Origin of the sequence: Halomonas shengliensis, from assembly GCF_900104135.1 — a bacterium.
GTDB classification, from domain to species: Bacteria; Pseudomonadota; Gammaproteobacteria; order Pseudomonadales; family Halomonadaceae; genus Halomonas; species Halomonas shengliensis.
Genome location: NZ_FNIV01000003.1, coordinates 160,331 through 180,331, shown reverse-complemented (window position 1 = coordinate 180,331; position 20,001 = coordinate 160,331). Strand labels below are relative to the sequence as shown.

Annotated in this window: 18 protein-coding genes; 5 read left to right on the top strand and 13 right to left on the bottom strand. The window is 67.8% G+C overall.

Going from position 1 to position 20,001, the window contains the following annotated elements:
- Window positions 1-101: 101 nt before the first annotated feature.
- Window positions 102-1,508, bottom strand: a complete 1,407-nt coding sequence (locus tag BLP95_RS05810) for an alanine/glycine:cation symporter family protein (RefSeq protein WP_089677456.1) — start codon at window positions 1,506-1,508, stop codon at window positions 102-104.
- Between the two features lie 514 nt (window positions 1,509-2,022).
- Between BLP95_RS05810 and gcvH the strand changes: the two genes are divergently transcribed.
- Both gcvH and gcvP read left to right on the top strand, forming a co-directional pair.
- Window positions 2,023-2,415, top strand: coding sequence for a glycine cleavage system protein GcvH (gene gcvH, locus BLP95_RS05805; RefSeq protein WP_089677455.1), 393 nt, complete (start codon window positions 2,023-2,025; stop codon window positions 2,413-2,415).
- A gap of 110 nt (window positions 2,416-2,525) precedes the next feature.
- A complete protein-coding gene (gene gcvP / locus BLP95_RS05800) occupies window positions 2,526-5,420 on the top strand; it encodes an aminomethyl-transferring glycine dehydrogenase (RefSeq protein WP_089677454.1) in 2,895 nt (964 codons plus the stop codon).
- A 130-nt stretch (window positions 5,421-5,550) separates the two neighbouring features.
- Here the strand turns inward: gcvP and BLP95_RS05795 are convergent, their stop codons facing one another.
- Window positions 5,551-6,477, bottom strand: a complete 927-nt coding sequence (locus tag BLP95_RS05795; RefSeq protein ID WP_089677453.1) for a LysR family transcriptional regulator — start codon at window positions 6,475-6,477, stop codon at window positions 5,551-5,553.
- 99 nt (window positions 6,478-6,576) lie between these two features.
- On the opposite strand from BLP95_RS05795, the gene ppnN reads away from it, so the two are divergent.
- Entirely contained in the window at window positions 6,577-7,938 is a 1,362-nt protein-coding gene (ppnN, locus tag BLP95_RS05790) for a nucleotide 5'-monophosphate nucleosidase PpnN (RefSeq protein ID WP_089677452.1), read from the top strand.
- Window positions 7,939-8,173: 235 nt separating this feature from the next.
- Here the strand turns inward: ppnN and BLP95_RS05785 are convergent, their stop codons facing one another.
- The gene (locus BLP95_RS05785; RefSeq protein ID WP_089677451.1) at window positions 8,174-8,539 is read right to left on the bottom strand and encodes a hypothetical protein; all 366 of its coding nucleotides are present in this window, start codon (window positions 8,537-8,539) and stop codon (window positions 8,174-8,176) included.
- A gap of 1 nt (window position 8,540) precedes the next feature.
- Complete coding sequence (locus BLP95_RS05780) at window positions 8,541-9,005, bottom strand: flavodoxin domain-containing protein (protein ID WP_023006842.1); 465 nt, start codon at window positions 9,003-9,005, stop codon at window positions 8,541-8,543.
- Between the two features lie 210 nt (window positions 9,006-9,215).
- On the opposite strand from BLP95_RS05780, the gene BLP95_RS05775 reads away from it, so the two are divergent.
- Entirely contained in the window at window positions 9,216-9,425 is a 210-nt protein-coding gene (locus BLP95_RS05775) for a DUF2788 domain-containing protein (protein ID WP_023006841.1), read from the top strand.
- Between the two features lie 127 nt (window positions 9,426-9,552).
- On the opposite strand, the gene ihfA is transcribed toward BLP95_RS05775, so the two are convergent.
- The 9 genes from ihfA to BLP95_RS05730 form a co-directional block, all read right to left on the bottom strand.
- Window positions 9,553-9,855, bottom strand: a complete 303-nt coding sequence (gene ihfA / locus BLP95_RS05770) for an integration host factor subunit alpha (protein WP_089677450.1) — start codon at window positions 9,853-9,855, stop codon at window positions 9,553-9,555.
- Window positions 9,856-9,922: 67 nt separating this feature from the next.
- Complete coding sequence (gene pheT / locus BLP95_RS05765; RefSeq protein WP_089677449.1) at window positions 9,923-12,304, bottom strand: phenylalanine--tRNA ligase subunit beta; 2,382 nt, start codon at window positions 12,302-12,304, stop codon at window positions 9,923-9,925.
- Window positions 12,305-12,343: 39 nt separating this feature from the next.
- Window positions 12,344-13,363, bottom strand: coding sequence for a phenylalanine--tRNA ligase subunit alpha (gene pheS, locus BLP95_RS05760; RefSeq protein WP_089677448.1), 1,020 nt, complete (start codon window positions 13,361-13,363; stop codon window positions 12,344-12,346).
- Between the two features lie 126 nt (window positions 13,364-13,489).
- Complete coding sequence (gene rplT / locus BLP95_RS05755; RefSeq protein WP_089677447.1) at window positions 13,490-13,843, bottom strand: 50S ribosomal protein L20; 354 nt, start codon at window positions 13,841-13,843, stop codon at window positions 13,490-13,492.
- 37 nt (window positions 13,844-13,880) lie between these two features.
- Window positions 13,881-14,075 carry a 50S ribosomal protein L35 gene (rpmI, locus tag BLP95_RS05750; protein WP_023006837.1) on the bottom strand — a complete coding sequence of 65 codons (195 nt, stop codon included), beginning with the start codon at window positions 14,073-14,075 and terminating at the stop codon, window positions 13,881-13,883.
- Between the two features lie 121 nt (window positions 14,076-14,196).
- Window positions 14,197-14,739: a translation initiation factor IF-3 gene (infC, locus tag BLP95_RS05745; protein ID WP_281187373.1), complete on the bottom strand. Its 543-nt coding sequence runs from the start codon at window positions 14,737-14,739 to the stop codon at window positions 14,197-14,199.
- A gap of 12 nt (window positions 14,740-14,751) precedes the next feature.
- On the bottom strand, window positions 14,752-16,671 hold the full coding sequence (gene thrS / locus BLP95_RS05740) for a threonine--tRNA ligase (protein WP_089677445.1): 1,920 nt from the start codon (window positions 16,669-16,671) through the stop codon (window positions 14,752-14,754).
- Between the two features lie 299 nt (window positions 16,672-16,970).
- On the bottom strand, window positions 16,971-17,627 hold the full coding sequence (locus tag BLP95_RS05735) for an OmpA family protein (protein ID WP_089677444.1): 657 nt from the start codon (window positions 17,625-17,627) through the stop codon (window positions 16,971-16,973).
- A gap of 255 nt (window positions 17,628-17,882) precedes the next feature.
- On the bottom strand, window positions 17,883-18,350 hold the full coding sequence (locus BLP95_RS05730) for a DUF2489 domain-containing protein (protein WP_089677443.1): 468 nt from the start codon (window positions 18,348-18,350) through the stop codon (window positions 17,883-17,885).
- Window positions 18,351-18,478: 128 nt separating this feature from the next.
- Here BLP95_RS05730 and BLP95_RS05725 point away from each other — a divergent pair, with 128 nt between their 5' ends.
- Complete coding sequence (locus BLP95_RS05725; RefSeq protein ID WP_089677442.1) at window positions 18,479-19,939, top strand: SLC13 family permease; 1,461 nt, start codon at window positions 18,479-18,481, stop codon at window positions 19,937-19,939.
- Window positions 19,940-20,001 lie beyond the last annotated feature (62 nt).

Sequence of the window (20,001 nt, the reverse complement as noted above, 5' to 3'; positions counted from 1 at the left end):
CCTCATTCGCCAGGGCCCCCTCACCATGCGCCTTCGAAGGAGCCTCAACGCGAAGAGGCGCCCCGCGGGGCGCCTCTTCGGCCGTCATGGCGAGCGCAGCATCACGACTTGTCGTGATCCAGCTCCTCGCCCGGCAGCACCTCCTCACCGTTGAAGTAGGCCCGGGCCAGCTTGAACACCACCGGCGACAGCAGCGCCAGGGCGATCAGGTTGGGGATGGCCATCATGGCGTTGAAGGTGTCGGCCATCAGCCAGATGAAGCCCAGGTTGGCCAGGGCACCCAGCGGGATCGCCAGCACGAACAGCACCCGGTAGAGCATGATGGAGCGGGTACCGAACAGGAACTGGAAGCACTTCTCGCCGTAGAAGGACCAGCCCAGGATGGTGGTGAAGGCAAACACCGCCAGCGCCAGCGATACCACCTCGTTGCCCATGCCCGGCAGCGCCGCGTCGAAGGAGAGCGCGGTGAGCGAGGCACCCGCCTCGCCGGTCTCCCAGACGCCGGCGGTGAGGATCACCAGGGCGGTGATGGAGCAGACGATGATGGTGTCGATGAAGGTGCCGAGCATGGCGATCAGGCCCTGGCGCACCGGATTCTTGGTCTGGGCCGCGGCGTGGGCGATGGGCGCGCTGCCCAGGCCGGCCTCGTTGGAGAAGACCCCGCGGGCCACGCCGAAGCGGATGGCCGCCATCACCGCCGCGCCGGCGAAGCCGCCGACCGCCGCATGGGGGTTGAAGGCGTAGTAGAAGATCATGCCGAAGGCGTCGCCGATCTGGCCGGCGTTGATGGCCAGGACGATCAGGCCGGCGATCACATAGGCGATACCCATGATCGGCACCAGCTTGCCGGCCACCTTGGCGATACGCTTGATGCCACCCAGGATCACCGCCCCGGCCAGCACCATGATCACCACGCCGGTCACCCAGTGGGGCAGCCCGAAGGTGCTGTCCAGGGCGTCGGCCACGGAGTTGGACTGCACGGTGTTGCCGATGCCGAAGGCCGCCACCGCGCCGAAGAAGGCGAAGGCGCCGCCCAGCCACAGCCACTTACGCCCCAGACCGTTCTTGATGTAGAACATCGGCCCGCCGACGTGGTAGCCGGTGCTGTCGGTCTCGCGGTAGCGCACCGCCAGCACGGCCTCGGAGAACTTGGTGGCCATGCCCACCAGCGCCGTGATCCACATCCAGAACACCGCGCCGGGCCCCCCCAGGGCGATGGCGGTGGCCACGCCGGCGATGTTGCCGGTGCCGATGGTGGCGGAGAGCGCCGTCATCAGGGCGTTGAAGGGCGAGATCTCGCCATCCTCGTCCTTGCTCTTCGCCTCGCCGGGTGCCGGCTTGCGATCGCGGCCCTGCCACATCAGCTTGAAGCCCTCGCCGAGCTTGCGGATCGGCATCAGCTTCAGTCCGGCCTGCAGGTAGAGGCCCACCCCCAGCAGCAGGATGAGCATCACCGGCCCCCATACCACGCCGTTGATGGCGCCGAAGATACTGTTCAAGGTTTCCACGTGAATCTCCCTAAGCGGTTTGTTGTTGTGCGCCCTGGCTCCCCGCGACGGCCGGGCCGCCGAGTGTCGGGTATGGCGAACGATCCACCAAGAACTGGCAAGACGAACGCAGGAACCACAGCACAGGCCCGCGTAACATAGCGGATTCGATGGCCATGAGGCCACCCAGACGAACGACGCATCTTCAACCCAGCTGCCTGCCAGGGCAGCCGAGTTTCCGATGCGAAACTCGCCCGCGCGCGAGGCATACCACGCCGAAGCAGCATAGCGCCTTCACCGCGTCGCGTCCTGCCCGGCAGCCTTCGCGCGGCCACGACGGTCCCGGGGTCGCATGAAGCGGCGCAATCCGCCGCGGAGAATGCCGCGGAGGACTGGACGCCCCGGACGCGGCGGGCCACTCTGAATGGCGAGTCCTCGCCCCGCTGCCACGGCGGCAGGCGACGGGCTCGCCAAACGCCGCCAATGGCGGTAGCATTCGCCCTGCCCGGAAACTCTTTTCTTATAGGAAATCTCGATGAGCTCTATTCCCGCGAATCTGCGTTACGCCGAAAGCCACGAGTGGGTCCTCGACAACGGCGACGGCACCGTGACCATCGGCATCAGCGACCACGCCCAGGAGGCGCTGGGCGACGTGGTCTTCGTCGAACTGCCCGAGGTCGGCCGCAGCCTCGAGCTGAAGGAGGAGTTCGGCGTGGTCGAGTCGGTCAAGGCCGCCTCCGACCTCTACGCGCCCGTAGCCGGCGAGGTCATCGCCGTCAACGAGGCCCTCGAGGATGCGCCCGAGACCCTCAACGAGTCGCCCTACGAGGACGGCTGGATCATGAAGGTCCGCGTCGAGGACGCCGCGCAGCTCGACGACCTGCTCGACGCCGATGGCTACCAGGCCGTGGCCAGCGCCGACGACTGATCCACGGGTCCTGTGCCGGCCCCGCCCCGAACGGACGGGGTCGGCGATGCGTGTTGCCTATTTCGCGGACGACGCGACCGGTTTTTTCCTAGATATCGACAGGGTGTGACATGGCTCTCGACAATCGCCGCCTGGCCGACCTGGCCGCCCATGATGCCTTCATCCAACGCCACAACGGCCCCCGCGAGGAGGACGTGACGGCCATGCTCGAGGCGCTCGGCGAACCGAGCCTGGATGCCCTGCTCGAGCGCACCATCCCCGCCGACATCCGGCTGGGCCGCGAGCTTGACCTCGACCCGCCCAAGAGCGAGGCCGAGTCGCTCGATTACCTCAGGCGCCTGGCGGCCCAGAACCGCCCCTTCAAGAGCTACCTGGGCCAGGGCTACCACGGCACCCACTTGCCCACGGTGATCCAGCGCAACCTGCTGGAGAACCCCGGCTGGTACACCGCCTACACCCCCTATCAGCCCGAGATCTCCCAGGGCCGCCTGGAGGGCCTGCTCAACTTCCAGCAGATGGTGATGGACCTCACCGGCATGGAGCTGGCCAATGCCTCGATGCTCGACGAGGCCACCGCCGCGGCCGAGGCCATGGCGCTGTGCCGCCGTGCCAACAAGAAGGCCAGGAGCCACGTCTTCTTCGTCGCCGATGACGTCCTGGCCCAGACCCTGGACGTGGTGCGCACCCGTGCCGCCTACTTCGGTTTCGAGCTGGTGGTCGCCCCGGCCGAGCAGCTGGCCGAGGTCGAGGCCTTCGGCGCCCTGCTGCAGTATCCCGGCGAGAGCGGACGCATCCGCGACCTCGCCCCGCTGCTGGCCGATGCCCGCGAGCGCGGCATCATGACCTGCGTGGCCGCCGACATCATGAGCCTGGTGCTGCTTACCGAGCCGGGCGCGCTGGGCGCCGACATCGTGGTCGGCTCCACCCAGCGCTTCGGCGTGCCCATGGGCTTCGGCGGCCCGCATGCCGCCTACTTCGCCACTACCGACAAGCTCAAGCGCTCCATCCCCGGGCGGATCATCGGCGTCAGCAAGGACAGCCGTGACGGCCAGGCGCTGCGCATGGCGATGCAGACCCGCGAGCAGCATATCCGCCGCGAGAAGGCGACCTCCAACATCTGTACCGCCCAGGCCCTGCTGGCCAACATCGCCGGCTTCTACGCCGTCTACCATGGCGCCGAGGGGCTCACCACCATCGCCGGTCGCATCCACCGCCTGACCACCATCCTGGCGCTCGGGCTTCAGGAGAAGGGCGTTGCCCTGGCCCACGACAGCTGGTTCGACACCCTGCGCCTGACCGGCGTGGACGCCGGCAAGATCCATGGCCGCGCCCTCACCCACGCCATCAACGTGCGTTACTTCGACGGCGGCGATATCGGCGTCAGCCTGGACGAGACCACCACCGCCCATGACCTCGACGTGCTGTTCGACGTGCTGCTGGGCGAGGAGCATGGCCTCTCGGTGCGCGAGCTCGACGAGCGCGTGGTGGCCGAGGGCGCGAGCGGCATCCCCGCCGCCTGCCGGCGCCAGAGCGACTTCCTGACCCATCCGACCTTCAAGCGCTACCGCAGCGAGACCGAGATGCTGCGCTACCTCAAGCGCCTGGAGAACAAGGACCTGTCGCTGGCCCACGCCATGATCCCGCTGGGCTCCTGCACCATGAAGCTCAACGCCACCAGCGAGATGATCCCCATCACCTGGCCCGAGTTCGCCGAGGTGCACCCCTTCGTGCCCCGCGACCAGGTGGCCGGCTACAAGCAGATGATCGACGAGCTCTCCGCCTTCCTCGTGGAGATCACCGGCTACGACCATATCTCCATGCAACCCAACTCCGGCGCCCAGGGCGAGTATCTCGGCCTCGTCGCCATCCGCCGCTACCAGGCGGCCAACGGCGAGGGCCACCGCAACGTCTGCCTGATCCCGAGCTCGGCCCACGGCACCAACCCCGCCTCGGCGGCCATGGTGGGCATGAAGGTCGTGGTGGTGGAATGCGACGAGAATGGCAACATCGACATCGATGACCTGCGTGCCAAGGCGGAGAAGCACGCGGATGCCCTCTCGGCGATCATGATCACCTACCCCTCCACCCACGGCGTCTTCGAGGCCGGGGTACGCGAGGTCTGCCGGATCGTCCACGACCACGGCGGCCAGGTCTACGTGGATGGCGCCAACATGAACGCCCAGGTGGGCCTGACCCGCCCCGGCGACTTCGGCGGCGACGTCAGCCACCTCAACCTGCACAAGACCTTCTGCATCCCCCATGGCGGCGGCGGTCCCGGCATGGGCCCGATCGGCGTCAAGGCCCACCTCGCCCCCTACGTGGCCAACCACGTGGTGACCCCCATCGAAGGAGTCAACGACGACTGCGGCGCGGTCTCGGCGGCGGCCTACGGCAGCGCCTCGATCCTGCCGATCTCGTGGGGCTACATCAAGATGATGGGCGCCCGCGGCCTGCGCGAGGCCACGGAGCTCGCGATCCTCAATGCCAACTACATCGCCCGGCGCCTGGGCGAGCACTACCCGGTGCTCTACAAGGGCGAGAACGGCACCGTGGCCCACGAGTGCATCATCGACATCCGCCCGCTCAAGGCCGCCTCCGGCATCAGCGAGGAAGACATCGCCAAGCGCCTGATGGACTACGGCTTCCACGCCCCGACCATGTCCTTCCCGGTCGCCGGCACCCTGATGATCGAGCCCACCGAGTCGGAGTCGCGCTACGAGATCGACCGCTTCTGCGACGCCATGATCGCGATCCGCGAGGAGATCGCCCGGGTCGAGGCCGGTGAATGGCCCGCCGACGACAACCCGCTGGTCCATGCCCCGCACACCATGGCCGACCTGATGGACGACGGCTGGGAGCGTCCCTACTCCCGTGAGCTGGGCGCCTTCCCCACCGAGGCGGTCAAGGCGGCCAAGTACTGGCCGGCGGTCAACCGGGTCGACAACGTCTTCGGCGACCGTCAGCTGATCTGCTCCTGCCCGAGCATCGACGAGTATCGTGACTGAGGGACGCGACTGAGCGCGCCAGCGGGCAGGTAGCGCCCGCATGACACGACCAGGCCCCGCTTCGGCGGGGCCTGGTCGTCTTCGTTGAGGGCGGCGTTGCGTCGCCGTTCGGGCGCCGACGCCGAACGCCTCAGCCGCGGGGCGGCGGGATCTCCTGGGGATCCCCGTAGCCATGCAGGGCCTGACGGCGCTGCTCGCGGAAGTCCTCGAGCAGGCGCACGTAGCGACGCGGCATCTCGCTGCCCGCCCGGGTCACGCAGTAGTGGGACTCGTGCACCGCCACCGGCAGCTCCAGCGCCTTGACCTGGCGCTGCCAGGGCGAGGTCTCCAGCACCGGGCGCGATACCACGGTGAAACCCAGTCCCCGGGCCACCGCATCCAGCACCATCCCCACCTCGTTGGTGAAGCCCTGGCGGCGGAAGTGGCTCATGGAGCGAAACTCCTGGGGGAAGTTGCCCCGCAACAGGGCGCTGGCGTGGCTCAGCCCATCGAAGTAGCTGATGAAGCCGATGCCCATCAGCTCGGACAGCCCGGTGCCGGCGAAGTCCGCCGGCACCACCAGGCAGAGCGGCTCGCGATGCCAGGGCACTACCTCCAGGTCCGGGTGGCGCATCGGCTCGGTGACGATACCCAGGTCGTAGCGCCCCGCCAGCACGTCCTGGGTGATCTCCTGGTTGAAGGCGAAGCTGTAGCTCACCGTCAGCCCCGGGTACATCTGCTGCTGCCCCAGCAGGAAGGGGTAGAGCATCACCCCGAGGCTGCCCGGCGAGGCCAGGCGGCAGTCTCCGGAGTAGGTGGAGTCGGCGTCCAGGGAGTGACGGAACTGCTCGTGCTCGGCGAACAGCTTGAGGGCGTAGTCGTAGGCACGGCGCCCCGCCTCGGTGAGGGTGAAGCGGCGTCCATGGCGCTCCAGCAGCGGCTTGTCCAGGTAGCGCTCCAGCTTGCGCACGTGCTGGCTCACCCCGGGCTGGGTCATCTCCAGGCGGCGCGCGGTCTGGGTGAAGCTGCCGGTCTCGACCAGGGTGATGAAGGTACGGAAGTAGAGCGCATTGAACATGGCGGGCCACACGACGAGGAATGGGAGGATTCTATCACCGCCACAGGAGGCGGCGTGATAGCATCGCCGGGTAAGTCACCGCACGACAAGGACGCCCGCATGCCCGACACCATCTCCAGCACCATCTCGCCGGAAGGCAGCCTCGAGATCCTCTCCCAGCATGAGGTGGCGCGCCTCCACGACACCTCCCGCGCCGGCCTGCACGACCTGCTGCGCCAGTGCGCCCTGGCGGTGCTCAACTGCGGCTCGCCTACCGACGACGGCCTGGCGCTGATGGAGGCCTACGCCGACTTCGACATCGAGGTGGTGCCCCAGGACCGCGGCATCCGCCTCAAGCTGACCAATGCCCCGGCCGAGGCCTTCGTCGACGGCAAGATGATCCGCGGCATCCGTGAGCACCTCTCCGCGGTGCTGCGCGACATCGTCTATGTCTACAACGAGATCCAGGGCCACCAGCGCTTCGACCTGACCACCGGCGAGGGCACCACCAACGCGGTGTTCCATATCCTGCGCAAGGCCGGCACCCTCAAGCCCGGCGTAGACCCGAGCCTGGTGGTGTGCTGGGGCGGCCACTCCATCTCCCGGGAGGAGTACGACTACAGCAAGGACGTGGGCTACCACCTGGGGCTGCGCGAGCTGGATATCTGCACCGGCTGCGGCCCCGGCGCCATGAAGGGGCCGATGAAGGGCGCCAACGTCGCCCACGCCAAGCAGCGTCGCCACCAGGGGCGCTACCTGGGGGTCTCGGAGCCCGGCATCATCGCCGCCGAGGCGCCCAACCCCATCGTCAACGAACTGGTGGTGATGCCGGATATCGAGAAGCGCCTGGAGGCCTTCGTGCGTCTCGGCCACGGCATCATCGTCTTCCCCGGTGGCGTGGGCACCGCCGAGGAGATCCTCTACCTGCTGGGGATCCTGCTGCACCCGGACAACGCCGACATGGCGCTGCCGGTGATCTTCACCGGCCCGGCCAGCAGCGCGGAGTACTTCCAGCGCATCGACGAGTTCCTCGCCTATACCCTGGGCGAGGAGGCGCGCCGGCGCTACCGCATCATCGTCGATGACCCCACCGAGGTCGCCCGCGCCATGCGCAAGGGCGTCGACGAGGTCGCCGAGTACCGTCGCGCCCGCCAGGACGCCTTCTACTTCAACTGGCGGTTGACCATCGACCGCCCCTTCCAGGCGACCTTCTCGCCCACCCACGAGGCCATGGCCGGCCTGGCCCTCAACCGCGACCAGCCGGTGCACGAGCTGGCGGCAAACCTGCGCCGCGCCTTCTCCGGCATCGTCGCCGGCAACGTCAAGGAGCACGGCATCCGCGCCATCAAGGCCAACGGCCCCTTCCGGCTCAGCGCCGAACCCGAGCTGATGGCGCGCCTGGACGCCCTGCTCGATTCCTTCGTCGCCCAGGGACGGATGAAGCTCTCCGGCGAGTACGAGCCCTGCTATACACTGGGCTAGAAGAAAGGGGCAAGGGGCGCAGGGCTATCGCAGAGAGAGTACCGCTCAAGGCTACCCCGGCGACAGGCCTTCGAGGGGGCGCTGTGAACCCATCCCTGGGCGCTACCGATGCCATCCCTGGCATAGGACCCCCTCTACGACCTGTCCCCGGCGCCTTTCGCTATCGACGCATGGCTAACGGCGATAGCCCTGGCAAGAGACAAGGAATCCTTGATCCTTGCGCTCTTGAAGCTATCTAACGCGGCGCCTTGACCCATAGCGACAGGGCATGCAGCAGCAGCCCCAGGGTGGCGCCGTGGGCGATCAGCAGTTCCCAGCCGATGAAGTCGGTGAAGAGCGCATGATAGAGCCCCATGCCGGCAAGACCGGCCGCGAGGCAGCCCCCCAGGCGGCCCAGCAGCCGCGGCAGTCGCCGCCTCGCCTCGGCCTCGAGCAGGCGCCACTGGACCACGGCCACCGCGGCCACGACCGCCAGGGCGAGCAGGATCAGGTTCAGGCGGCTGTCATGGCCGCCGACCAGGTAGCGGGGGATGGTGGCGAGCATCAGCAGGGCGAGCCCCAGCACCAGGCTGAGGCGCTCCGGCGTGGGGGTCGCTCCCACCTCAGGCCACCTTGAGCTGCTGGGCGTCGATCCACTCCTCCACCCAGGGCAGCGCGGCGTCATCGGCCATGAAGGTCTCCATGGCGTCGACCTCCAGGCGCTCGCCCAGGCGCGTGGCCCCCTGCCCCGCCAGCAGCTCGTCGAGCTGACGCCCGGCGCCGCAGAAGGTCTCGCCGTAGGAGCTGTCGCCCAGGGCGATCAAGCCGTAGCGCAGCCAGCCGAGGCCGGGACTCTTCTCGGCGATGGCGTTGGCGAAGGGGGCGAAGGCCCCGGGATAGTCGCCGCTGCCGGTGGTGGAGACGCAGAACAGCGCGAGATCGGTGGTCTCGGCGTCGAGGTCGTCCAGGGTGGGGTTCTCGAGGATCGCCACCTCGTGGCCGGCCTCCTCGAACAGCGGCTTGACCTGCTCGGCGACGTCCAGCGCGCCGCCGTACATGGTACCAACGAAGATCTTCAGCATGGGCATGTCGCGGTATTACCTGAGAAATTTTCTCGGATATTACCATGTCTCGCGCCGGCCACGCATCCTCCGGCGCGGCCCCCGGGACAGGGAGAGGATCTCGACCCAGATCAAGCCCGGGACATTTCGTCGCACCCGTGCGGCAGGCCCCCACGCCTGCGGCGGTCCGCATACCCGAGTATGATAGTCGGGAAAACACCCCCTGACGGAGACCCCATGCAACAGACCTTCGAGGCGTGGATCACCCCGCTGATGATCGGCGGCCTGATCGTGTTCATGTGTTTCATCATCTGGGACCTGGCGAAGAAGTCCAACGCCGGACGCTTCGGCACCATCATGCTGTTCGTGGTGCTGGGCGCCGGCATGCTGGGCTATGTGCTCAAGGTGGTGATCACCTGGGCACTGGAGAACGGCGGCGGGGTCTGACCCGCCCCACCGGCGGCCACAGGGCCAGACACGCGGAAGGGCCACCCCTGGGGGTGGCCCTTCTGCATGGGTCACACGCTGCGCGGCGCTCTGGCTCACAGACGTCCGGACTCAGAGATACCCGGCCTCAGTGATGCTCGCCCTGGTAGCCTTCCACCTGGCTCTTCAGCTTCTGGCCGGGGCGGAAGGTCACCACCCGGCGGGCGGAGATGGGGATCTCCTCGCCGGTCTTGGGGTTGCGACCGGGCCGCTCGCGCTTGTCGCGCAGGTCGAAGTTGCCGAAACCCGACAGCTTGACCTGCTCGTTCTCGCGCAGGCAGCCGCGGATCTCCTCGAAGAAGGCTTCCACCATCGACTTGGCCTCGCGCTTGGAGAGGCCAAGCTCCGCGTGCAGGTGCTCGGCAAGCTCCGCCTTGGTCAGTGCGCCCATCGTCTCTCCCTCTTCCGGCTCGGCAAGCCGGTCGACACCCCGCGGGAGCGTCCCGCCCCCGGTCGGGTCAGCCACGCAGCTCGGCCCCCAGATGCTGACGGGACTCATTGACGATGGCGTCGACCAACTCATTGATTTCCTCGTCATTAAGCGTGCGCGATGGATGCTGCCAGGTCAAGCCCAGGGCCACGCTCTTGCGCCCTTCGGGTACACCCTTGCCCTGGTAGACATCGAACAGGCGACACTCGCCGAGCCACTCGCCGGCCTGGCCCCGCAGGGTGTCCAGCAGCGCCTGTACCGGCAGGTCCTCGTCGACCAGGAAGGCCAGGTCGCGGCGCACCTCGGGGTAGCGCGACAGCGGGGTGAAGGCCGGCACCCGCCCCTGGGTCAGGGCGTCGAGACGCACCTCGAACAGAACGGCGTCGACCTTGAGGCCCAGCTCGGCGCGCACCGCCGGGTGCAGGGTACCGATCCAGCCGGCCTCCTCGCCGCGATGCAGCAGGCGGGCAGACTGCCCCGGGTGCAGGGCCGGATGCTGGGCCGGCTCGAAACGCCAGGCGTCGGCCTCGCCACCCATGGTCAGCAGGCTCTCCAGGTCGCCCTTGAGGTCGAAGAAGTCGACCCGTTCGCGGCCGGCCGCCCAGCCCTCGGGATCCCGGGCGCCGCAGGCCAGGGCGCCGAGCATCGGCACCTGGGCCAGGTCATCGAGCTCGCCCCGGAACACCAGGCCGGTCTCGAACAGGCGCACGCGGCTCTGCTGACGGTTGAGGTTGTGCTGCAGAGCGCGCACCAGCCCCGGGAAGAGGCTGGCGCGCATCACCGAGAGGTCGCTGGAGATCGGGTTGGCCAGCACCGGCGACACCGCCTCGGGGAGCAGGGCCTTCTGCAGCTCCGGCGCGACGAAGCTGTAGGTCACCGCCTCCTGGTAGCCACGCGCCACCATCTGGCGACGCAGCCGCCCGAGCGGGGTGCGTGCCTCGTGGTCCGGCCGCAGCCCGAGGCGCGCCTGGGGGCGACGCACCGGCAGGCGGTTGTAGCCGTGGATGCGCGCCACCTCCTCGATCAGGTCCTCCTCGATGGCGAGGTCGAAACGCCAGCTGGGGACCGCTGCCTCCCAGCCAGACTCGCCCGCCTCGACCACCAGGCCCAGGCGCTCGAGGATCTCGCCGACCTCGGCGGCGGGCAACGCCTTGCCCAGCGCCTGCTCCAGGCGGGCGGCGCGCAGCGTGACGCGGCGCGCTGCCGGCAGGTGCTCGGCATGCGCCACCTCCACCAGGGGACCCGCCTCGCCGCCGACGATCTCGAGCAGCAGCGCGGTGGCCCGCTCGGCGGCCTCGCGGGCCAGCAACGGATCCACGCCGCGCTCGAAGCGATGGGAGGCATCGGTGTGCAGGCCGTAGGTGCGCGCCTGGCCGGCCACCGCCAGGGGCGTGAAGAAGGCCGACTCCAGGAAGATGTCGCGGGTCTCGGCACTCACGCCGGAGTGCTCGCCGCCCATCACGCCGGCGATGGCCAGAGGACCGCGCTCGTCGGCGATCACCAGGGTCGAGGCATCGAGGCTCACCTCCTGGCCGTCGAGGAGCACCAGGCGCTCCCCTTCCCGGGCCAGGCGCACGATCACCGCCCCGTGCAGGTTGGCGCGGTCGAAGGCGTGGAGCGGCTGGCCCAGCTCCAGCATCACGTAGTTGGTGACGTCCACCACCGGGTCGATGCTGCGCACCCCGCCGCGGCGCAGGCGCTCCACCATCCACAACGGCGTCTCGGCGGCGACGTCGACGCCCTTGATCAGCCGGCCGAGATAGCGCGGGCAGCGCTCGCCATCCTCGACGCGTACCGGGAAGGTCTCGTCATGGGTTGCCGGCACCGCGACGACCTCCGGCCCCGTCACCGGCAGGCGGTTAAGCACGCCGACCTCGCGGGCCAGCCCCTTGAGGCTCAGGCAGTCGCCGCGGTTGGGGGTGAGGTCCACCTCGATGGTGTGGTCGTCGAGCCCCAGCCAGGCGCGGAAGTCCTCGCCCACCGGCGCCGAGCCGGGCAGCTCCAGGATCCCCGGCGAGGTCTCCTCCTCCAGGCCCAGCTCGGAGGCGGAGCAGATCATGCCCCGGGACTCCTGGCCACGCAGCTTGGCCTTCTTGATCTTGAAGTCGCCGGGCAGCACGGCGCCGACCCGGGCGAAGGGCACCCGCTGCCCCGCGGCCACGTTGGGCGCCCCGCATACCACCTGCACCGGCTCGCCGCTGCCGTCATCGACCCGGCACAGGCTCAGCTTGTCGGCATCGGGATGCGGGGTGCGTTCCAGCACCTCGGCCACCACCACCCCTGCGAAGGTGGCGGCGACGGGGGCCACCGCATCCACCTCGAGGCCGGCCATGGTGATCTGGTCGGCCAGCGCCTGGGTCCCGAGCTGCGGGGAGACCCACTCGCGCAGCCACTGTTCGGAAAATTTCATGACGTATCCTATCGCTGTGTTCTGCGTTGCGGTGGTCGATCAGGCGAACTGGCGCAGGAAGCGCAGGTCGTTGTCGAAGAACAGGCGCAGGTCATTGACCCCATAGCGCAACATGGCCAGGCGCTCGGCGCCCATGCCGAAGGCGAAGCCGGTGTAGCGCTCGGCATCGATGCCGGAGTGGCGGAACACCTCCGGATGCACCATGCCGCAACCCATCACCTCCAGCCAGCCGCTGTGGCCGCAGACGCGGCAGCCGTCGCCGCTGCACATCACGCACTGGATGTCGACCTCGGCGGAGGGTTCGGTGAAGGGGAAGTAGGAGGGCCGGAAGCGCACCGAGAGGTCGTCGCGCTCGAAGAAGGCGTGGAGGAAGTCCTCGATGGTGCCCTTGAGGTCGGCGAAGCTGACATCCTCGTCCACCAGCAGCCCCTCCACCTGGTGGAACATCGGGGTGTGGGTCAGGTCCGAGTCGCTGCGATAGACGCGCCCAGGGCAGACGATGCGGATCGGCGGCTCGGCTTCCTTCATGGTGCGCACCTGCACCGGCGAGGTGTGGGTGCGCAGCAGGCGGGTGGCATCGAAGTAGAAGGTGTCGGCCATGCCCCGAGCGGGATGGTGGGCGGGGATGTTGAGCGCCTCGAAGTTGTGGTAGTCATCCTCGATCTCGGGCCCCACCGCCACGTCGTAGCCGATCCGCGTGAACAGCCCCTCGATGCGCTCCAGGGTGCGGGTCACCGGGTGCAGGCCGCCGCTGGGCTGGCCGCGGCCGGGAAGGGTCACGTCGATGCGCTCGGCGGCGAGGCGCGCCTCCAGGGCCGCCTTCTCGAGGGTCGCCTTGCGCCCCTCCAGCTCCTCGCTGAGAGCCTGCTTGGCCTGGTTGATGCGTTCGCCGGCGGCCGGGCGCTCGGCGGCGGGCAGCTTGCCCAGCCCCTTGAGCTGCGCGGTGATCTCGCCCTTCTTGCCGAGGTAGCGCACGCGCAGCTCCTCCAGGGCCGGAATGGTCTCGGCGGCCTGGATCGCCTGGCGGGCCTCGCTGACCAGTTGAGGAAGGTGGTCCATCCGTTGCGCTCCGAATTCGATACGTAAGTCACAGGGCTAAAAAAACAGGGGAAGAGCGGCTGCTCTTCCCCTGCGACGTCGGCGACCACGCGGCGGTTGCCGCGCGATCGGAAGTGACGCTGTCTCTTACTGGGCAGCCTTGGCCTTCTCGACGATAGCCGCGAAGGCGGCCTTCTCGTTGACGGCCAGGTCCGCCAGGACCTTGCGGTCGATCTTGATGCCGGCCTTCTTCAGACCGCCGACGAAGCGGCTGTAGGAGAGGCCGTGCTGACGAGCACCGGCGTTGATACGCTGGATCCACAACGCACGGAACTGACGCTTGCGCTGGCGACGGTCGCGGTAGGCGTACTGACCGGCCTTGATGACCGCCTGCTTGGCGACGCGAAAGACGCGGCTGCGGGCACCGTAGTAGCCCTTGGCCTGCTTGAGGATCTTCTTGTGACGGCGACGGGCGACGACGCCCCGCTTGACACGAGTCATGGCTTACTCCTGACGTAAAGTGTGGTCTTCCAAGGGGTTAGAGGTTGGGCAGCATCCGCTGGATGAGCGCCTTGTCCGCGTCGTGGATCTGCTTCATGCCGCGCAGATGACGCTTCCGCTTGGTGGACTTCTTGGTCAGGATGTGGCTACGGAACGACTGCTTGTGCTTGAAGCCGTTGGCCGTCTTCTTGAAGCGCTTGGCGGCGCCACTGTTGCTCTTGATCTTCGGCATGAGGAAAACTCCGCTCGAGGTTCTTGAGAAAACCCGCGGCCGACGCATGGCAGCTGCCATGCGCCCGTTGAACCGGCCATCGGATCACTTTTTCGGGGTACCGCTTGCCGGGCGGTACCGGTTACTGCTTCTTCTTGGGGGCGATGATCATGATCATCTGCCGCCCTTCCATCTTGGGGAAGGACTCCACGGTCCCGAGGTCCTCGAGATCGGCGGCGATCCGCTCCATCAGCTTGCGGCCGATGTCCTGGTGCGCCATCTCGCGGCCGCGGAAACGCAGCGTGACCTTGCCCTTGTCACCGTTCTCGAGGAAGCGTGTCAGGTTCTTCATCTTGACCTGATAGTCGCCCTCGTCGGTGCCAGGCCGGAACTTCACTTCCTTGACCTGAATCTGCTTCGTCTTCTTCTTCTGAGCAGCCTTCTGCTTCTTCTGCTCGAAGACGAACTTGCCGTAATCCATGATCTTGCAGACGATCGGATCGGCATTGGAAATCTGCACGAGGTCCATTCCGGCCGCTTCGGCGCGCTCCAGCGCTTCGCTGGTGGGCACGATGCCCAGCTGCTCGCCGTCGCTGTCGATCAGGCGGACCTGATCCTCGGTGATACGCTCGTTCATCGGGGGGCGCTTATCCTGGACACGCCCTCTTGGGTTGCTTCGCTTGATCGCTCAGTCTCCTTAAGACGATTGACGATGTCGTTGGCCGAGTTCGGCGCTGAAGCGCTCGATGAGGTCATCGACCCGCAGGGTACCCAGATCCTCACCGGTACGCGAGCGCACGGACACCGAGTCGGCCTCGACTTCCTTATCTCCTACGACCAGGAGATAGGGAACCTTCTGCAACGTATGCTCCCGGATTTTAAAGCCGATCTTCTCGTTCCTCAAGTCCGCCTTGACGCGCAGGCCGATTTTCTGCAGCCGACGCTCCAGATCCAGCACGTAGTCACGCTGGGCATCGGTGATATTGAGGATCGCCGCCTGCTGGGGCGCCAGCCACAGCGGCATGGCCCCGGCGTAGTGCTCGATGAGGATGCCCAGGAAGCGCTCGAAGGAGCCGAGGATCGCCCGGTGGAGCATCACCGGCGTCTTGCGGGCGCCATCCTCGTCGACGAACTGGGCACCGAGGCGGCCCGGCAGGTTGAAGTCGAGCTGCAGGGTACCGCACTGCCAGACGCGGTTGAGGCAGTCGCGCAGGGAGAACTCGATCTTGGGGCCATAGAAGGCACCCTCCCCCGGCTGCAGTTCCCAGTCGAGGCCGGTGGCGTTCAGCGCCGCCTCGAGGCCGGCCTCGGCGCGGTCCCACAGCGCGGGCTCGCCCATGTAGTCGTCCGGGCGGGTGGAGAGCTTGAGCTCCACGTCCTCGAAGCCGAGGTCACGATAGACCTTCAGCGTCAAGGCGATGAACGCCTCGGCCTCGGACTGGATCTGCTTCTCGCTGCAGAAGATGTGGGCGTCGTCCTGGGTGAAGCCGCGCACCCGCATCAGGCCATGCAGCGAGCCGGAGGGCTCGTTGCGATGGCAGCTGCCGAACTCCGCCAGGCGCAGGGGCAGGTCGCGATAGCTCTTCAGCCCCTGGTTGAACACCTGCACGTGGCAGGGACAGTTCATCGGCTTGATGGCGTAGTCGCGCTTCTCCGACTCGGTGGTGAACATCAGCTCGCTGTAATGGCCCCAGTGGCCGGACTTCTTCCACAGCGAGAGATCCACCACCTGGGGCGTCTTGATCTCCTGATAGCCGTTCTCCACCTGCACCCGACGCATGTACTGCTCCAGGGCCTGGTACATGGTCCAGCCGTTGGGATGCCAGAACACCATGCCCGGCGCCTCCTCCTGGAGGTGGAAGAGGTCCATCTTGCGCGCCAGCTTGCGGTGGTCACGCTTCTCGGCCTCCTCCAGGCGCTTCAGGTAGGCCTTGAGCTGCTTCTTGTCGGGCCAGGCGGTGCCGTAGATGCGGGTCAGCATCGGCTTCTCGGCGTCGCCGCGCCAGTAGGCGCCGGCCAGCTTGGTCAGCTTGAACGCCTTCAGGTGCCGGGTGTTGGGCACATGGGGCCCCCGGCACATGTCGGTGTACTCCTCGTGATGGTAGAGCCGGATGGTCTCGCCTTCCGGGATCTCCCGCACGATCTCCTGCTTGTAGGGCTCGTCGCGATGCAGGAAGGTGAGCATCGCCTTGTCACGATCGACGTACTCGCGGACCACCTCGTAGCCCGTGTCGATCAGCGCCTTCATGCGCGCCTCGATCGCCTCGAGGTCCTCCGGGGTCGCCGAGCGCCCGAAGTCGATGTCGTAGTAGAAGCCATCCTCGATGACCGGGCCGATGGCCATCTTCGCCTCGGGATATAGCTGCTTGACGGCATGACCGATCAGGTGGGCGCAGGAGTGGCGCACCACCTCCAGGCCTTCGGGATCCTTGGCGGTGAGGATGGCGACCTCGGCATCGCGCTCGATGACATCGGCGGCGTCCACCGGCACGCCGTCGATCTTGCCGGCCACGCAGGCCTTGGCGAGACCGGGCCCGATGTCCTCGGCCAGCTGCATCACGGTGAGCGGTTCGTCGTAGCGTCTCTGGCTGCCGTCCGGCAGGGTAACGATGGGCATGAAGGGGTCCTTTAGCGCAGTGGTGGCCCATACGAAAGACCACATGTCGCGATGAACGGGAGTGAATGGCACAAGCGCACTCGGCGAGCCGGTGACGCCAGCTCGGCAGGGCTCTCAGACATGGCCGAGCCGGTGAGAACCGAGTAGCACACCGCGCCGAATGACGCGCCACGATAGCAAAGCGGGACAACGGGCGCCAGCGACCTGGAACGAAACCGGGGCGGCCCATAACGCAGCAGGGGCGCCCGAAGGCGCCCCTGCCGGCGAGCCCGTCAGGGCTCGTCGCGATCGAACCAGGCTTACTGGCTCATGATCTCCACGCGACGATTCATGGCGCGGCCTTCGTCGGTCTCGTTGGTGGCGACCGGACGCTCCTCGCCATAGCCCACGGTACGCATGCGATCACCGGCGACGCCCTGGCTCATCAGGTAGTCGGCCACGGAATCGGCACGATCCTGAGAGAGGTCGAGGTTGTACTCGTTGCTGCCGATGGCGTCGGTGTGACCGGCGATGGTCACGCGAATCTCCGGGTTGTCGTTCAGGGTCGCCGCCACCTCGTTGAGCTCGTACTCGGCGCCGGGACGCAGCTCGGCGGAGTCGAAGGCGAAGGTGACGTCGCTCTGCAGGGTCACCGGCTCGAACTCGGGCTCCGGCTCGGGCTCGGGTTCCGGCATCGGCTCGGGCTCAGGCTGCGGCTCCGGGCTGTCGGCACACAGCATGGCACCGATGGTGGCACCCGCCGTGGCACCGATGGCGGCGCCGTCGTCCTCATCGGATTCGCCGCTGCTGGCATAGCCGATGCCACCACCGATGACGCCACCCGCCAGGCCGCAGACCATCGGGTGCTGGTACCAGGGCTTGTCGGAGGAGGTGGTGCTGGTGTTGGAGGTGGCACAGCCGGAGAGGCCGACCACCAGAGCAGAACCGAGCAGCAAGCCAGTCGTGGACTTCTTCATGGGGAAACTCCTTCTCTTTTCTTAGTCGCTCCAGGGCAGGCAACCGCTTACCGCCTTCCCAGATGATCCCGACGATCGGGCGCCGCGTTCGCACGTCGCGGCTACCATGTCGCGGCCCCGGCTCGTGATGGCTCGAGTGCCTGGCGACACGCCGCCAAGCTTGCAGCAGCATGACGGCGGTTTCAATCGCCTATCAGCAATTTAGCAGAATCGTGGCGAAAGCGCACAGTGTTCGATAAACCGCCAGTCGACCGGTCAGTGGAGGCTGGCCGGCCAGTCGCGACGGAATACCAGCACGGCCTGTGCCGCCTCGAGCACCGCCTGGCGGTGCGCCTCCTCTACCGCATGGCGCTCCTTGTCCTCCCGGAAGCGCTCCTTGGGACTGAGCGCCTGGCGGGCCTGGTGGGTATGCAGGTGGCGGGTCAGCGCATGCACCTCGCCGAAGGGGCGGAAGCTCTCCCGCTCCATCAGGCGCGGGTCGAGGATCTCGAGCAGCACCTTGCAGCGCCAGGCCCCCTCGGTGACGTCCACCTGCTCCTGGAGCAGCGCCGAGGCGACCAGCTCGAGGTTCTCCAGGCAGTTGTCGTGGGCACGACGCAGCTCCGCCTCCTGGCGCTCCTGGCGCCGGCGCACCTCGCGCCACAGGGTGAAGGCGTAGGCACCGAGGCCGGCGATGATCACCAGGCCCAGGCCGGCCAGGATCACGGCAGTGGTCGTCGTCATGGGGATTCCCCTAGTCGGAATGAGTCGCCTGGGATTCTACCCGCTCATGGAGAGTGACCCCAACGCCGAACGCTTGCATGCGGCCGGGTGCGGACTAGAATGCCGCCACCCGACGACAAGGAGCGATCATGGCCACCCCCGACCCTCATCCCGCCGACGACCCCTCGACACCGCCCCTCGCCTCACGCATCGGCCTGTGGCTTGGCCCCGCGCTGCTCGCCGCCACCCTGCTGCTGCCGCCACCCGGCGGCATGGCCTCCGCGGCCTGGGCCTGCATGGGCATGGCGCTGCTGATGGCCACCTGGTGGTCCACCGAGGCGATCCCGATTCCCGCTACCTCGCTGCTGCCCATGGTGCTGGTGCCGGCCCTCGGGCTCGGCAGCATGGGCGAGGCCACCGGCAGCTACGCCAACCCCATCATCTACCTCTTCCTGGGGGGCTTCCTGCTGGGCATCGCCATGCAGCGTTGGCAGCTGCACCGCCGCCTCGCCCTGCATGTCCTGAAGCTGGTCGGTCACCAGCCCCGCCGGCAGATCGCCGGCTTCATGGTCGCCACCGGCTTTCTCAGCATGTGGGTCTCCAACACCGCCACGGCGATCATGATGCTGCCCATCGGCATGTCGGTGATCAGTCTGCTCGATGACAGCGACCCCAAGGAGCTCAGGCGCTACGCCACCGCCCTGCTGCTGGCCATCGCCTACTCCGCCAGTATCGGCGGGGTCGCCACCCTGATCGGCACCCCGCCCAACGCCCTGCTGGCGGGCTACCTGGCCGAGGATCGCGGCATCGACCTAGGCTTCGCCCAGTGGATGCTGGTGGGGCTGCCGATCAGCATCGCCATGATGGTGGCCGCCTGGTGGTGGCTGACGCGCCGCGGCTTCGCCCTGAACGCCGCCGAGCAGAGCGGCACCCTGGTCGAGGACGAGCTGGGGCGACTCGGCCCCATGACCGCCCCGGAGCGGCGCGTCGCGTTGGTCTTCGGCCTGGCCGCCTTGACCTGGGTCGCTCGCCCGCTGCTCAACGACCTGGGCCTTGGCTGGCTGACCGACACCGGCGTCGCCATCGCCGCCGGCATCGCGCTCTTCCTGCTGCCCAGCGGCCAGGCGAGAGGCGAGCGCCTGCTGGCCTGGGAGGATGCCCACCAGGTGCCCTGGGGCATCCTGCTGCTGTTCGGCGGCGGCCTGGCGCTCGCCGGCACCATCACCCGCACCGGCCTGGCCGAGTGGATCGCCGAACAGCTCGGCGTCTTCGGCGCCCTGCCGCTGCTGGCCATGGTCGGCGTCGTGGTGCTGGTGATCATCTTCCTCACCGAGGTCACCTCCAACACCGCCACCGCCGCGGCCTTCCTGCCCCTACTGGGGGCCCTGGCCCTGTCGCTGGAGATCTCGCCGCTGCTGATCACCGTGCCCGCGGCCATCGCCGCCAGCTGCGCCTTCATGATGCCGGTGGCGACCCCGCCGAACGCCATCGTCTTCGGCACCGGGCACATGAAGATACAGTCGATGATACGCGCGGGCTTCGTACTCAACCTGATCAGCACCGTGCTGGTGACGCTGATGGCCTACGGGTTGATCCAGTTGCTCTGGTGACACCCTTCCCACCAATGACACGGGCCCGGCGATCGCCGGGCCCGTGTCATTGGTATCCCCAC